16 protein-coding genes are annotated in these 14,922 nt (G+C 61.4%); 11 read left to right on the forward strand and 5 right to left on the reverse strand.

The window, feature by feature from the left end:
• Nucleotides 1-132: 132 nt before the first annotated feature.
• The 6 genes from QZ326_RS06345 (at nt 133) to QZ326_RS06370 (ending at nt 5,751) form a co-directional block, all read left to right on the forward strand.
• Nucleotides 133-417 (forward strand): hypothetical protein, encoded by a 285-nt coding sequence (locus QZ326_RS06345; RefSeq protein WP_295742766.1) that lies wholly within the window; start codon nt 133-135, stop codon nt 415-417.
• 94 nt (nt 418-511) lie between these two features.
• Nucleotides 512-1,480 (forward strand): hypothetical protein, encoded by a 969-nt coding sequence (locus tag QZ326_RS06350; protein WP_295742769.1) that lies wholly within the window; start codon nt 512-514, stop codon nt 1,478-1,480.
• Nucleotides 1,481-1,518: 38 nt separating this feature from the next.
• Nucleotides 1,519-1,695 (forward strand): hypothetical protein, encoded by a 177-nt coding sequence (locus QZ326_RS06355; protein WP_295742772.1) that lies wholly within the window; start codon nt 1,519-1,521, stop codon nt 1,693-1,695.
• Between the two features lie 113 nt (nt 1,696-1,808).
• On the forward strand, nt 1,809-2,762 hold the full coding sequence (gluQRS, locus tag QZ326_RS06360; protein WP_295742775.1) for a tRNA glutamyl-Q(34) synthetase GluQRS: 954 nt from the start codon (nt 1,809-1,811) through the stop codon (nt 2,760-2,762).
• Nucleotides 2,763-2,909: 147 nt separating this feature from the next.
• Nucleotides 2,910-4,271 (forward strand): Trk system potassium transporter TrkA, encoded by a 1,362-nt coding sequence (gene trkA / locus QZ326_RS06365; RefSeq protein ID WP_295742778.1) that lies wholly within the window; start codon nt 2,910-2,912, stop codon nt 4,269-4,271.
• A gap of 10 nt (nt 4,272-4,281) precedes the next feature.
• Nucleotides 4,282-5,751, forward strand: coding sequence for a TrkH family potassium uptake protein (locus tag QZ326_RS06370; RefSeq protein WP_295742781.1), 1,470 nt, complete (start codon nt 4,282-4,284; stop codon nt 5,749-5,751).
• Between the two features lie 76 nt (nt 5,752-5,827).
• Here QZ326_RS06370 and QZ326_RS06375 read toward each other — a convergent pair whose 3' ends face one another.
• The gene (locus QZ326_RS06375) at nt 5,828-6,838 is read right to left on the reverse strand and encodes an ATP-dependent 6-phosphofructokinase (protein ID WP_295742784.1); all 1,011 of its coding nucleotides are present in this window, start codon (nt 6,836-6,838) and stop codon (nt 5,828-5,830) included.
• A gap of 312 nt (nt 6,839-7,150) precedes the next feature.
• Here QZ326_RS06375 and yedF point away from each other — a divergent pair, with 312 nt between their 5' ends.
• From yedF to QZ326_RS06400, 5 genes are read left to right on the forward strand one after another with little or no spacing between them, the layout of a single operon-like run.
• Complete coding sequence (yedF, locus tag QZ326_RS06380) at nt 7,151-7,762, forward strand: sulfurtransferase-like selenium metabolism protein YedF (protein WP_295742787.1); 612 nt, start codon at nt 7,151-7,153, stop codon at nt 7,760-7,762.
• Nucleotides 7,759-8,904: an aminotransferase class V-fold PLP-dependent enzyme gene (locus QZ326_RS06385; RefSeq protein ID WP_295742789.1), complete on the forward strand. Its 1,146-nt coding sequence runs from the start codon at nt 7,759-7,761 to the stop codon at nt 8,902-8,904. Before yedF ends, QZ326_RS06385 begins: the two co-directional genes overlap by 4 nt.
• Entirely contained in the window at nt 8,901-9,137 is a 237-nt protein-coding gene (locus QZ326_RS06390; RefSeq protein WP_295742791.1) for a DUF3343 domain-containing protein, read from the forward strand. The genes QZ326_RS06385 and QZ326_RS06390 overlap by 4 nt, the downstream gene beginning before the upstream one ends.
• Nucleotides 9,138-9,150: 13 nt before the next feature.
• Nucleotides 9,151-9,324 carry a DUF6472 family protein gene (locus QZ326_RS06395; RefSeq protein WP_295742794.1) on the forward strand — a complete coding sequence of 58 codons (174 nt, stop codon included), beginning with the start codon at nt 9,151-9,153 and terminating at the stop codon, nt 9,322-9,324.
• A 10-nt stretch (nt 9,325-9,334) separates the two neighbouring features.
• Nucleotides 9,335-9,856, forward strand: coding sequence for an NUDIX domain-containing protein (locus tag QZ326_RS06400; protein ID WP_295742797.1), 522 nt, complete (start codon nt 9,335-9,337; stop codon nt 9,854-9,856).
• A gap of 240 nt (nt 9,857-10,096) precedes the next feature.
• On the opposite strand, the gene QZ326_RS06405 is transcribed toward QZ326_RS06400, so the two are convergent.
• The 4 genes from QZ326_RS06405 to QZ326_RS06420 form a co-directional block, all read right to left on the reverse strand.
• The gene (locus QZ326_RS06405) at nt 10,097-10,717 is read right to left on the reverse strand and encodes a single-stranded DNA-binding protein (protein ID WP_295742799.1); all 621 of its coding nucleotides are present in this window, start codon (nt 10,715-10,717) and stop codon (nt 10,097-10,099) included.
• A 140-nt stretch (nt 10,718-10,857) separates the two neighbouring features.
• Entirely contained in the window at nt 10,858-11,640 is a 783-nt protein-coding gene (locus QZ326_RS06410) for a serine hydrolase (RefSeq protein ID WP_295742801.1), read from the reverse strand.
• Nucleotides 11,637-13,220: an amidohydrolase family protein gene (locus QZ326_RS06415; RefSeq protein WP_295742804.1), complete on the reverse strand. Its 1,584-nt coding sequence runs from the start codon at nt 13,218-13,220 to the stop codon at nt 11,637-11,639. The genes QZ326_RS06410 and QZ326_RS06415 overlap by 4 nt, the downstream gene beginning before the upstream one ends.
• Before the next feature lie 165 nt (nt 13,221-13,385).
• Nucleotides 13,386-14,867, reverse strand: a complete 1,482-nt coding sequence (locus QZ326_RS06420) for a sigma-54-dependent Fis family transcriptional regulator (protein WP_295742807.1) — start codon at nt 14,865-14,867, stop codon at nt 13,386-13,388.
• Nucleotides 14,868-14,922: the final 55 nt, after the last annotated feature.

Genomic DNA, 14,922 nt, shown 5'->3' on the forward strand with positions numbered 1-14,922 from the left:
CCGCCAAGGTGAGCCGCGAAGCGGCGAGAGGGCCCTCTGGAGGGTTTTCTCTTTTCGGCGCAACCGAAAAGAGAAAATGGGGGGTGCAATCCCCCGTTCTCCATAGGGGAACAATAAAAAGGAGGAACCGCCATGCGGAACAAAACCGAGACCATCCTGTTAAACCTTCTCCCCCGTCTGCGGCGGGATTACATCGACCACCGCCCGGAGGTGGCGCTGTGCCGCCAGGACTTTGAGGAACAGTATGCCGCCTTCCGCCATGCCCACCGGCATAACCCCAAGCTGCTCAGCGCTGTGGACGGCCTTCTGGAAGCTCAGATTGGCTGGGAGGAGGTGGATGGGGACTGCCGCTTCCTCCTGGGCCTGCGGATGGGCCTGGACCTAGGCGGGCTGGATGTGATGGAGGAGTCTCTGTAAACTCAAAAAAATTTAGAAAACTTTTTGATTCACGGGAACTTTTTTGTGCTGCCCTCCGTCTGACCATACAACTGAACAGGAAAGGAAGAGTCATATGAATCGTTTTGTAAAAATTTTATCCCTGGCGCTGTGCGCCGCGCTGGTATTGTCCCTGCCCGCCCTGGCGGCGGAGGACGGTCTCCTGATCTCCCCCGCGCCGGAGGCTGTCAGCCTTGCCCCCGTCCGGGTCTGGGGCAAGGTGACCAAGCTGGAGAGCGGCAGCCTGCTGCTGCAGACTGACGACCAGACCGCCCTCCACAGCGAGGTTGTCGTCCACCTGCCGGAGGGCACCCCCTGTGTGGATGCCGTCACCGGCCTGCCCATGGACATGACCAAGGTCAAAGACGGCGACACCCTGTACGCCTGGGTAGGGCCTGCCATGACCATGAGCCTGCCGCCTCAGACTTCCGCTCTGATTGTGGTGGGCAATGTCCCGGCGGATGACAGAGTGCCTGAGTTTTATCAGATCGCCGGTACTGCCGCGGCTCCTGCCTCCGGGGAGGGGGAGCGCAGATTCCCTGTGGCCGGGGGAGAGACCCTGACTGTCTCCGAAAAAGCCCAGTTCACCCCCTGGCTCACCCGGCAGATCGTGACCGTGGAGGACCTGGTCCCCGGCGCTCAGATCCTGGCGTGGAAGGACAAGGACAATAAGACGGAAAAGGTTCTGCTGCTGCCCTATGGCTACCGCGGGTATTACACCGTGGACGGCAAGGGCGAGGTGACGGTGAACGGTGAGAAGCTGTCCGTGAACGCCAAGTTGTCCGGCCCGGGCCTGCTGCCCCTGCGGGCGGTGGCGGAGGCCGTGAACTATGAGGTTTCCTGGGTCAGCGGCCAGGGCGCCACGGTGAGGGAGGGGGACAAGGTGATCTTCTCCGTCCTGCCCGGCGCCGGGACTGCCAAGCGCCCCAATGTTGAGGACGGGGACTGGGAGCTGCTCACCCCCTGCGTCACGGAAAAAGGTGTCACCTACCTGGCCGCCAGCGACCTGAGCCTGCTGCTGGACCTGTACTTCTACAGCGCATAACCGTCATCGCTCCGGCGCATACTGGGGGAGAGGTGAATGTGATGGATCAACAGCAGCTTCCCCAGGGTTTTAGTATGGCCCTGTCCCAGCGCCCGGAGGCCATGGAGCGCTTTGCCGCCCTGCCGGAGACGGAGCGTCAGGCCGTGATCGACGCCGCCCGCGCCGCGACCTCCAAGGCAGAGATGCGCTCCTGCGTGGACCGGCTGATGCAGTGAAAACTGAAGAGGCCCGCCGCCGGAATCATCCGGCGGCGGGCCTTTGCAATTTCCGGAGTTTGTGCTATAATAAACCAACAATGAGATGTTAAGAGGGAGGAGGGCGGATACCTGTGGAGTGCGCGGATATTCCTCGGGGGCGGTTCGCTCCCTCGCCCAGCGGGCGGATTCACCTGGGCAATATTCTCTGCTGCCTGCTGGCGTGGCTCAGCGTCCGGCAGCGGGGCGGCAGGGTGGTGCTGCGGGTGGAGGACCTGGACACCGCCCGCTGCCCCCGGCGGTATGCCGCCCAGATAGAGGAGGACCTCCGCTGGCTGGGGCTTGACTGGGACGAGGGCCCCGGCGCCGGCGGGCCGGACGGGCCCTATTACCAGAGTGAGCGGACGGCCCTGTACCAGGCCGCTTTGGAACGGTTGGCGGACATGGGACTGGTGTACCCCTGCTTCTGCACCCGGGCGGAGCTCCACGCCGCCAGCGCCCCTCATCGGGAGGATGGGCAGGTGGTCTACGGCGGGACCTGCCGCTGTCTGACAGCAGCGGAGGCGGCGGAGCGGGCCAAAGTCCGGTCTCCAGCCCTGCGGCTGCGGGTGCCGGAGGAGGAGATCGCCTTCACCGACGGGCACATGGGCCCGTACCGGGAGAGCCTGGCCTGGGACTGCGGAGATTTCCTCCTGCGCCGGTCCGACGGGATGTTTGCCTACCAGCTGGCGGTGGTGGTGGACGACGCCGCCATGGGCGTCACAGAGGTAGTGCGGGGGGCCGACCTGCTGTCCTCGACGCCCCGGCAGCTGCTGCTGTACCGGCTGCTGGGCTTGACGGCGCCGTCCTTTATTCACTTTCCGCTGCTGCTGGCCCCGGACGGCCGGCGGCTGAGCAAGCGGGACGTGGACGCGGGGCTGGACAGCCTTCGTGGTCGTGTAACGGCGGCGGAGGTCCTGGGGAAGCTGGCATATCTGGCGGGCTTCAACCCCTCGGCGGAGCCTCGGACGGCGGAGGCGCTGCTGGCGGATTTCTCCTGGCAGAAGGTGCCCGGGGAGGATATCCGCATTCCGGCGGAGCTGTTTTAGGCGGGAGAAAAGATTTTCTGGAAGTATTCCCTTTTTCGCTGGGATGTTCTATAATAGCTTCCAGCGGCGGACGGCCATTTGACCAGCCGCAGAATCAAGAATCATTTTACAGCCGCGCGGATGGGCGCGGTGTCTTTGGAGGACGGCATGAGAATTATTGTTGTGGGCGTCGGCAAAGTGGGGCTGGAGCTGACGAGACAGCTCTCCGGAGAGAACCAGGTCACCATCATTGATGAGGACGCCCAGCTGATCGAGAACGTCATCAATATTTACGATGTCATGGGTGTCTGCGGCAACGGAGCCAGCTACGAGGTGCAGCTGGAGGCGGAGGGAGGCAGGGCCGACCTGCTGATCGCCACCACTTCCAGCGATGAGATCAACATTCTAGCCTGCCTTGTGGCCAAGAAGATGGGAGTTCCCCACACCATCGCCCGTATCCGCAACCCGGAGTATGAAAAACAGCTGCGCTTTATGCGGGAGGAACTGGGACTGAGCATGTCCATCAACCCGGAGAAGGCCGCTGCCCGGGAGATTGCCCGGGTGCTGCGCTTTCCGGCGGCCATGAAGGTGGAGACATTTTCCAAAGGGCGGCTGGAGCTGGTGGAGTACCGGGTGCCGGAGAACTCCGCCCTTAACGGCGTACAGCTTCTGAACCTCTATAAGAGCCTGCGGGTCCGGGTGCTGATCTGCGCCGTATCCCGGAAGGGAGAGACCATCATCCCCTCCGGCGACTTCGTCCTCCAGGCCGGAGATAAGATCTATCTCACCTCCTCCTCGGACCAGCTGGCTCAGTTCTTCCGGCACCTGGGCGTGTTCCGGAACCGGGCTTCCACGGTGATGATCGTGGGAGCCAGTAAAATCTGCTACTATCTGGCCTCGGAACTGCTGGAGATGGGCATGGACGTGAAGATCATCGACCAGAGCGAGAGCCGCTGCATCAACATGGGTGAGCGGCTGCCAAAGGCCTTGCTCATCGTGGGCGACGGTACGGACACGGAGCTCCTCAGGGAGGAGGGCATCGACCAGACAGATGCCTTTGTGGCTATCACGGGGATTGACGAGGCCAATATTCTTATGGCCATGAGCGCCTCCAAACAAGCGGAGAAATGCAAGGTGGTGGCCAAGATCAACCGCAAGTCCCTGGTGGATCTGGTGTCCGGTGCGCACATGATCGACAGCGTGGTCTCCGCTGCTTCCGTCACCACGGAGCTGATTGTCCAGTATGTACGGGCCATGCAGAGCGCTGCTGGAGACCATATCAAGACGCTTCACCGGCTGGTGGACGGAGCGGTGGAGGCGCTGGAGTTCGGCGTGGGGCCCAATCCGCCCTTTGGGGGAATTCCGCTGAAGGATCTGCAGCTGAAAAGCGGCATCCTGCTGGCGGGTATCGTCCGGCAGAGCGGAAAGATCGTCATTCCCTCCGGCGCCGACGTGCTGCACCCCTTTGATGATGTGATCGTGGTGACGACCCGGACCTCCCTGCAAAAAATCGGGGATATCTTCCAGTGAGGGCGGCTGTATGAACTATCGAATGATCGGGTATGTCATCGGCAGGATATTGCTGGTGGAGGCGGTGCTGATGGCCCTGCCTCTGCTGACGGCGGGAATCTACCGTGAATCGCTGATGCCGTTCCTCGTCCCTATGCTGCTGCTGGCGGGCATTGGGCTGCTGCTGGGCGGCAAAAAGCCGGGGCAGATGTCCCTGTATGCCCGGGACGGCCTGGCAGTGGTGTCCCTGGCGTGGATCTTTATGTCCCTCTTCGGTGCGCTGCCCTTTGTGCTCTCCGGGGACATTCCCAACTTTATTGATGCCTTTTTTGAGACTGTTTCCGGTTTTACTACCACCGGTTCTACCATATTGACGGCGGTGGAGCCCTTGCGGCGAAGCTGTCTGTTCTGGCGCAGCTTTACCCACTGGGTGGGGGGCATGGGCGTGTTGGTGTTCGTCATGGCGGTGCTGCCCATGACCGACGGTCACGGTATGCATCTGATGCGGGCGGAGGTGCCTGGGCCCACGGTAGGGAAGCTGGTGAGCCGCCTGGGCGACACCGCCAAGATTCTCTACGGCATCTACCTTGCCATGACCGCCTTGGAGACGGTCCTCCTGCTGGCGGGAGGAATGTCATTGTTTGACGCTTGCATCCACGCCTTCGGTACTGCCGGCACCGGCGGTTTCAGTTGCCGGGACTTCAGCGTGGGCGCATATCAAAGCCCCTATTTTGACGTGGTGATCAGCGTATTTATGCTGCTTTTCGGTGTGAACTTCAACCTCTATTATTTCTTGCTGATCCGGCGTTTTCGGGAGGTGTTCCACTCCGAGGAACTGCGGGTCTACCTGCTGGTGGTGGCCGCCGCCGTGGCGGCGATCACGGCGGACATCTGGCATATGTACGGCAGTGTGTGGACCAGCCTGCGGCACGCTTTTTTTCAGGTCTCCTCCATTATCACCACCACGGGGTACGGCACGGTGGACTTCGACCTCTGGCCAACCTTTTCTAAATCCATTCTAGTGGTGCTGATGTTCGTGGGGGCCTGCGCCGGTTCCACCGGCGGCGGCATCAAGATATCCCGTATTCTCATTCTTTTGAAGGCGGCTGTCAGTGAGATGAAGAAAATGCTGCACCCCAATGCGGTGGCCACCACCCGGTTGGAGGGCAAGCCTGTTTCGGAGAAGACGCTGCGGGGAGCCCACATCTATTTCACGGTGTATATGGCAGTGTTTGTGGCTTCGTTTTTGCTGCTGTCCCTGGAGCAGAGAGGGTTGGTGACGACCTTCACAGCCTTGGCGGCCTGCATCAACAACATCGGCCCGGGACTGGAGATGGTGGGGCCCATGGGCAACTTCTCCGCCTTCTCTCCGGCGTCCAAGCTGCTGCTGTCCTTTGACATGCTGGTAGGGCGCCTGGAGATTTTCCCCATGCTTTTGCTGTTCGCACCCTCCAACTGGAAGCGCCGGACGAATATCCGGCGGGCCTCCCGTCTGGACTGAGGGTCCGGCTTCTTTGGAAAATGAGAAAAACCGCCCCGGAGCGTTTCACTCCGGGGCGGTTCTATGTATGCACGGATCAGAAATCCCCGCCTTGGCTGTTGGTCAGAGCCTCCAAAATCTGGTAGCGGTCCATCTGGAAGTTTTTGGTCATGGCAAGGGCCGTCTCCATGTCGATATCTGTAATGAAGCCGTTTTGAATGCCGATGATCTGGTTGCCCTCGCCTTCGGCCAGGACCTTCACCGCCTCATAGCCCATGCGGCTGGCGGTCTCCCTGTCCCGGGCAGTGGGGGAGCCGCCCCGCTGGATGTGGCCCAGCACGGTCACCCGGGGATCGATGCCCAGCTCCTGGTGGATGCGACCGCTGATCTCCATGGCGCTGCCGGCGCCCTCGGCCACTACTACCATGTAGTGGGTGGTCCCCGCCAGACGGGCCCGGCGGATCTTCTCCGCAATGTCCCGCTCGAAGTCCACCTCCCGCTCAGGGATCAGCACGGCGGTAGCGCCCACGGCAATACCGACATACAGCGCGAGATATCCGGCATGGCGGCCCATGACCTCCACCACGGAGCAGCGCTCGTGGGACTGCATGGTGTCCCGCAGCTTGTCGACGCACTCGATGGCGGTGTTGCAGGCGGTGTCAAAGCCGATGGTGTAGTGGGAGCAGCCGATGTCGTTGTCGATAGTGGCGGGGATGCCCACCACCCGCAGGGACATGCCCGCCTCCGCCGCCTGTCGGGAGAGGGCCAGGGCGCCCCGGAAGGTACCGTCGCCGCCGATGGCCACGATGCCGTCCAACCCCAGCAGGCGGCAGGTAGCCAGGGCCTTGGCCCGGCCGGACTCGTCCATAAACTCCAAACTCCGGGCAGTGTACAGAATGGTGCCGCCCTTGTTGATGATGTGGCTGACGCTGGAGGCGTTCATCTGCACGAAATCGCTGTTGATAAGGCCGTTCCAGCCCCGGCGGATGCCCACGCAGCCGATGCCGCGGTTGGTGGCGGCCCGCACCACGGCCCGTACTGCCGCGTTCATGCCGGGAGCGTCGCCGCCGCTGGTGAGAACGCCGATTCGTTTGACATGTTTCTCCATAAGATAAACCTCCCGTTTATTTGGCCGTGTGTCCGATGAAACCCAGCGGCCCAGAAATGCGGTCTTGGATGATGTGGGATCGCTCCTGTGGCAGCAGGAGAGCGGGAGCGCCCAATTCCTCTGTATTCGAATATACCGCCTGAGAGAATCGCTGTCAAGAACTTTTGCAAAAAAACAAAATCCCCCTTGGAAATCGATTAACCGGCAGGAAATTCCCTTTCTGCATCCGTGATGTTTTTGAAAAAACAACCCTTGTAATTTTAGTTTCCCCGCAGTACAATGGACAGGAAACAACGTAAGGAGGAGACGGTTATGCGCACAGTTGTGGTAAACGCCGTGGGGGAGCAGTGTCCCATTCCGGTGGTGAAGGCCACCCGGGCCCTGCGGGAGATGCGGGAGCCTGGGATCCTGGAGATCCATGTGGACAACGAGATCGCCGTACAGAACCTGGCCCGGATGGCCGCGGGTCATAACCTGACAGCCCGGTGGGAAAAGACAGGGGAGCGGGAGTATGTGGTCACCGTGGAGGTGACTGTTCCTGTGGGAGAAGCCCCGCTGGAGGAGCCGGAGATGGTCTGCGCCCCGGCGTGCGGCCTTTTGGTGGCGGTGGACACCGATGTTATGGGCCGGGGCAGTGAGGAGCTGGGCAGGACGCTGATGAAGGGATTCCTCTTTGCCGTCACCCAGCTGCCCTGCCTGCCGGAGGCCATGCTCTTCTACAACGGCGGCGCAAAGCTGACGGTGGAGGGCTCCGCCTCTCTGGAGGACCTGAAAAAGCTGGAGTCCCAGGGGGTGGAGATTCTGACCTGCGGCACCTGCCTGAACTTCTACGGCCTGACGGAGAAACTGGCGGTGGGTTCCGCCACCAATATGTACGCCATTGTGGAGAAGTTGGCCGGGGCCGCCAGGGTGATCAAGCCGTGATCTATCTGGACAACGCCGCCACCACCCGCCCCAAGCCTCCCGGCGTGGCGGAGGCGGTGGCGGAGGCCATGGCCTCCTGCGGCAACAGCGGCCGGGGCGTCCATGAAGACGCCCTTTTCGCTGCCAGGATGGTGTACGGCGTCCGCCAGCGTCTGGCGGAGTGGTTTGGCTGTCCCCGGGCGGACCACGTGGCTTTCACCCCCAACTCCACCGCCGCGCTGAATATCGCCATCGGCGGGCTGCTGAGGCCGGGGGACCATGTGATTTCCACGGACTGGGAGCACAACTCTGTCCTGCGCCCCCTGTACCGTCTGCGGGACCGGGGGATGGACCTGGACTTTCTGTCCGCGGACCGGCGGGGCCGGCTGGACTATGGCGGTTTGGAGGAGCTCCTGCGGCCCAACACCCGGGCGGTGGTCTGCACCCATGCCTCCAACCTGACGGGGGACATGGCGGATATAGCGCGGGTGGGAGCCTTTGCCCGCGCCCATGGGCTGCTGTTCATCCTGGACGCCTCTCAGACGGCGGGGAGCTTTCCCATTGACATGGTGTCCCAGGGCCTCGATGTGGTGTGCTTCACCGGCCATAAGAGCCTGTTGGGTCCCCAGGGCACCGGGGGACTGTGTGTCGGAGAGGGGGTGGACATCCGCCCCTGCCTGGTGGGGGGGACCGGCGTCCAGAGCTTTCTGGAGACACAGCCGGAGGAGTGGCCTACCCGCCTGGAGGCGGGGACACTCAACAGCCATGGGTTGGCCGGCCTGGGGGCCGCCCTGGGCTATTTGGAGCAGATGGGCAGGGATGCGGTCAGGGCCCATGAGTGTGGTCTGGCCCGGCGGTTTTACGAGGCCGTTTGTAATCTCCCCGGCGTGACGGTCTACGGGGACTTCACGGGGGAGGAGCGGGCTCCCATCGTCACACTGAATATCGGTGATTTGGATTCCTCAGAGGTATCCGACGAGCTGGCGGAGCGCTTTGGGATTGCCACACGCCCCGGTGCCCATTGTGCCCCGCGGCTCCACCGGGCTCTGGGAACCGAGGCTCAGGGGGCCGTCCGGTTCTCTTGGGGATGGGCCAACACGGAGGAGGAAACCGACGCCGCGGCGGAGGCCGTTCAGCTCCTGGCGGCGGAGGCGCGGCTGTGAGAGAGCGGATAGAGCGGTGCGTGGTAACTTTCCGCACTACTGCCGGGGCCATGGCTATGGAGAGGGCCTGCAGAGAGGCGGGGCTCCCCGGGCGGCTGATTCCGGCGCCCCGGGCCATCACCGCCGGATGCGGTATGTGTTGGGCAGCTCCTCCAGAGGCCCGGGAGGCCCTGGAGGAGCTGGTGATAAAAAAATACTTGGATGTGGACGGCTTTTATGCTATTATCATCTAAGAGGTGATCCAGGATGTCCAATATCTGCGAGGACTGCGTCTACTATGACTATGACCAGGAGCTGGAGGCCTTCGTCTGCACCATGGACCTGGACGAGGACGAGATGGAACGGTTTTTGAAGGGGACCAGCGCTGCCTGTCCCTTCTACCGCCCCGGAGGCGACTACAAAACTGCCTCGAGACAGTGAGGGGGGGACTATGATGGAAATGGTAGATCTGTACAATGAAAACCGTATTCCCCTGGGCCGCACGGCGGAGCGCCATGCCCCCAAGGGGCCGGGGGAGTATCGCGTGGTGGTCCATGTCTGCGCCTTCGACAGCCGGGGGCGCCTGCTGATCCAGCGCAGGACGGAGGAGAAAAAGCTCTGGCCGGGCCGGTGGGATGTATCCGTTGGCGGCGGCGTAGACGCCGGGGAGACCAGCCGCCAGGCAGCGGAGCGGGAGTTCCGGGAGGAGCTGGGGTACCCCCTGGACCTGGGGGACCTGCGCCAGTCGGTGACAGTGAACTTTTCCGGGGGCTTCGACGACTTCTTTATCATTCATAAGGATTTGGAGCTCTCCTCTTTGGAGCTCCAGAAGGAGGAGGTAGCGGAAGTCCGTTACGTAACAGAGGCCGAGGCCGAGGCCATGGTGGCGGACGGCAGTTTTATCCCGTATCCCGATGGCTTTCTGCGGTTTCTCTTCGCCATGCGGGACACCTTCGGCTTTCCCACGAAATAGGAAGGAAAAGGCAGCGTCTGGAGAGCAGTTTCCGGACGCTGTTCAGACTGCCAAAAAACACTGGAGATTTTTAAAACGGAAAGGAAAGGTGTGTGCGGGAAACTCAAGAGGGGTTTCCTGCGCCATTGCAATCATCAGATTTTTAGAACTTTTGAAGTTCTGAAAATCTACAGCAGCTTGTCAAAAATACTTTTTTGGCAAGCTGGGCAGCGTCCGGAGAGGAATCTCCGGACGCTGTTTTCACAGTGCTGGTATTTCCGTTTGCTCCGGGTCCAGTAAGTGCATCATGGAGACCTCGTAGGCGACCCGTTCCTCGGTGCCCAGGTCCGTGACCTTGTGATATGTACGGCTCTGGACACGGCCCTCCAGAGCCAGGGGGTCACCCACCTGGAGCCGTCCGGCCCGTACCGCCAGCTGGCCCCAGGCGATTACCGGCAGGTAGTCCGCCCGGCCGTATTTTCGGGGGACGGCCAGCATGAGGTCGCAGATACTGCGGCCCAGGGGGGTGCGGCGGAATACCGGCGGCTTGCACAGCGTGCCGGAGAGCAGGATCTGGTTGCAGGGTTCGTCAAGCCCGGGGGAGAGGTGCTGGGCGTATACCGTCAGCACCAGGCGGCTGCCCACGCCGCTGCGGTTGTTAAAGGAGCGCAGCTGTCCCTGGACACGGACGTCTGCGCCCTCTGTCACCTGGGCCAGCTGCGGTTCCGGCAGCAGAACGGGCAGGGTGTCCACCTGACCGGACAGCCGGGGCACCTGGAGCGGAAAGCGGTAAAAGCGGGTGCTGTGGTTTTCGTGGGACAGGGAGGGCGTCTCCAGGGCAACGCCCTCCAGCAGCACCTCGTTCCGGATTTGAGTTGTCATGTCTTCCACCTCTCGGTTGTGATGCTGTATCCTATGAGAGGCCCGTCCGGATTATGCCGCCGTCCGGGGGGAAGGCAAAAAAACCTGGCGTTCCCACGGGGGAACGCCAGGGATGAAGGCCGCGGTGGCGGAAAAGGCGTTTATATCTCCACGCCGCCGTTTTCGTCCGCCAGCATCCGGGCGGCGCGGCGGATAAAATCCTCATAGACCTGCATATCCGGGCCCACATAGGCGAAGCAGGCGATGAAGGGGGACTTTGTGAAGACGATGCCCACATCATGCGCCTTGTCCTCCTCGTCGCCGGTTTTATGGGCCATGGGGAAGTCCATGGGCAGTTTTCCGCCCAGTTTGTGGTTGATCTGCTGCTGACGGAGAATGCTTTCCAGCCATGCGGAGGACTCCTCGTCCACCAGGGTGCGGTCGTACATCCTCTGCAGCAGACGGCCCATCTCCTCGGGAACGAAGTAGTTGTTGATGCCCCGCTTTTCCCGCTCCTCGTCCCAATACTCCCGGTTGAACTGGGTGCCGATCAGACCCAGCTCCAGGAATGCATCATGGATGGCCGCAGCTCCGTAGTGGCGGAAAAGGGCATTGGTGGCGCAGCTGTCGCTGATGACGATCATCAGCTTGCACAGCTCGCCCACGGTCAGCGTCACATCGCCGTTCAGGAACTGCACCGCGCCGCAGCCGGGGATCTTTTGGTTCTCCCGGATGGTCACTGTGTCATCGAAGCTGGTCTCTCCCCGGGATTTCCACAGGAGGATGGCGGCCATCAGGGGCAGCTTGACGATGCTGGCGGCAAGATAATGGTCCTTCTCCCCGTATCCCCAGGTCTCGCCGGTCTCCAGATTTTGGTAGTAAATGCCGGATTGGCCGGGGAAGGTTTTGATCTCCTCTAAAATACATTCCTTGGCGCTCATCATGCGTTCCTGCCTTTCCTCAGTATGTGGCCGTTTCTGGCCCCGGTATGAACACCGTTTAGGGCGGTTAATGCGCCGTTGACGTAGACGCGGCGGATGCCCCTGCAGGGCTGCTTGGGATTTTCATAGGTGGGGGTGTCTTCGATCTCTTCAAAGTCGAAGAGCACCAGGTCCGCCTGCATTCCCTCCCGGATCAGGCCCCGCTTCTGGAGGCCCAGACGGCAGGCGGGCAGGCCTGTCATTTTGAAGACGGCGGTCTCCAGAGGGAACAGCTTCCGCTCCCGGCAGTACTTTGCGATTACACGGGGGAACGTGCCGTACCATCGGGGGTGTGGCTGGCCGTTGCGGTCCAGGGAGGCGGCCTCACCGTCGGAGCCGATCATGGTATAGGGCTGGGACATGATATACTCGATGTCCTCCTCGCACATTCCGTAGTTGACCTCGCCCACTCGGCACCGCTCCTCCACAACCAGGTCAAAGCAGGCGTCGGCAGGATCCACGCCCCGGATGCCGGCGATCTCCAGGATGGATTTGCCCACGGTCCACTGGTTTTTTTCTGTGGACACATAGGGGATGAAGATGTCCCCCCAACGGCCTTCGTGGCTGGCGTTGGCCTCGGCGTTGATACGCTTTCGGGTCTCCGGGTTCTGGAGACGGGCCAGCAGGCCCTCCACGCCGCCCTCAAAGGCCCAGAAGGGGGCGTTGCTGTCCAGGGTGGTGGCGGACGCGCTGTAGGGGTACTGGTCCAGCTTCACGTCCAGCCCCTGGCGGCGGGCCTGGTCCACCAGGGCAATGGTGGTCTTGCAGTGGACCTGCCAGACGCTCTTGCGCACTACTTTGTGGTGGGCGATCTGTAGCGGAGCGCCGGAACGCTGGCAGATTTCCAGGGCCTCTTTTACGGCTTCCACCACATTTTCGCCTTCGTCCCGCATGTGAGTCTCATAAAAGGCGCCGTAGGGAACCAATTCCCTGCACAGTTCTGCCAGTTCGTCCGTGCCGGCGTAGCATCCGGGGGGATAAATCAGGCCGCTGGAGAGGCAGAATGCGCCGTCCTCCAACGCCTGCCGGAGCATGACTTTCATAGCCTTCATCTCTGCCGGCCCCGCCTTCCGGGCCTCAAAACCCATGGCCGCCACGCGGATGGTGCCATGGCCCACAGCGGTGCCGAAATTTACGCTGGTCTTCCGGGCCTCCAGCATATCCAGGTAGTCCCCGACGCTCTCCCAGCTGTAATCCAAGTCGCCCACATAGTCCCGAAGCTGCTTTTTCCGCTCAGGGTTTTGACTGACTGGGGCAACGGAGATGCCACAGTCGCCGCCGATTTCCGCGGTCACGCCCTGGAGAATCCGGCTCTCCGCCGCAGGGCACCCCGGCAGGCTGGTATCGCTGTGGGCATGGATGTCGATGAACCCGGGGGTGAGGCAGCGGTCTTCACCGTCCGCAATCTCCAGGGCATCCCGGGATGCCCTGCCGGTCCCCACCTTGGTGATGACACCGTCTTTCACACCCACCCAGCCCCGGAACCAGGGAGCGGAAGAACCGTCGATTATTCGGACATTATGAATCACTAGATCATATATCACGCACTTTCCTCCTGTCAGTGTTGTCAAAGAGGATGTTAAGCAAAAAATGTGCCAATCATTGGAACGGCTTTTGGCGGAATTTCCAGATATCAATCTGCCCAAAAAATTTTTTTTGTTCCCATTTATCGACTCGTTATGCCCGATTTACAGAGCACGGTTCTTCTGCTACAGGCTGCGCAGAAGAGCGGTGCCCTGCTCTGTGATCTGGGCACCGCAGCGGCCTGGACGTATGGTGATCAGCCCCTGAGTCCGCAGCTCCTCCAGGATCAGGCGGAGCTGGTGGTCGCTGATATACCGCTTGCGGTTTTGCAGATGATAGGCCAGGCTTGTCCGGCCGATACCGTGAGAGAGCTGGGTGTTTTCTCCGATGAGCCGCAGGACCTCCGTGCGGATGTTTTCGCCTGCCGGCAGAGCGGTTTCTGCGGTGTCAAACAGGTAGTCCGGAAAGCGGTGCATGGCCCGGTAGAAGGTGCAGGCATTTTCCAGCTCCCGGACATTCCCTGGCCAGGCATATTGATCCAGCAGGGCGAATTCCGCCGGCGTGATGGAGCGGTAGTCCTCCTGGAGGAAGTTTTTCAGCAGGGCCTCAATGTCAGCTTTCCGTCGGCGCAGGGGAGGGATGGACAGCGGGAACACATTCAGGCGGAAAAACAGATCGCCGCGGAAGGCGCCGTCCTTGACCTGCTGGCGAAGGTCACGGTTGGTGGCGGTGATGAAGCGCACGTCGATATCAATCAGCTCCTTGCCGCCTACCCGAATAATCTGCCGCTCCTGGAGAGCGCGGAGGAAGCTTGCCTGAAATTTCGGGGAGATTTCCCCGATCTCGTCCAACAGGACGGTACCATGCATGGCCAGCTCAAAGAGGCCCTTCCGCCCCCGGCTGCTGGCGCCAGTGAAGGAGCCCGGCTCATAACCGAAGAGCTCGCTCTCCAGCAGGGAGTCCGGCAGCGCGGCGCAGTTGATGGCGATGAAGGGTGCCTTGCGGCGGGAGGAGGCGTTGTGAATCGATTGGGCCAGCAGTTCTTTGCCGGTGCCGCTTTCGCCGTAAATCATCACGGTGTCGTCAACGGCGGCAATCTGCCGGGCGGTATTGATAAGCTGAGACATCTCCGGAGATTTGCAGAGGATGTCTTTGAATGTGTATTTTGCCCGGAAGCCGGCCTGTTTGGCGCTGAGGTTCTGGGCCCGGACCTTGGCGTAATCCTGGAGGATGAAGTAATAGCCTGCCACATCGTCCATCAGGCGGATGGGATTTTTTTCATAGCCATAGGCCTCGCCCTCGATCATTACCGGTTCCTCGGAGTGATCCTGAGAGTCCAGCGCCTCCGCCGGAATGTGATCAGCGATGCGGATTTGGTTTTTGTTGTCCGCCCGGAAGATTTTCAGGGCCAGCCGGTTGGCGTACACCGGGCGGTAGGCGCTGTCTGTCAGCAGCATCCCGTTTTCACTGGCGTCCACCACGCGGCTCAGCATCTCCGATTTCAGATAGCCGTAGATATAGTTGGACTGAAACCCCTCGTTGGACTTCACCACCGAGTGGATGTGCCGCTGAAGGTTCCGGTTGATGATGCCGACGTCCAGATCCAGCAGCTGCATGAGCTTGAACATGGTGTCAAACCCTACCTTGCGGTAGCCGATGTCGATCACCTACATTCGTTGCCGCTGTAGACATTGAGGATAACAAGACGTCAAACTGAGAATC

The organism is uncultured Oscillibacter sp. (genome assembly GCF_910587525.1).
GTDB lineage: Bacteria > Bacillota > Clostridia > Oscillospirales > Oscillospiraceae > Oscillibacter.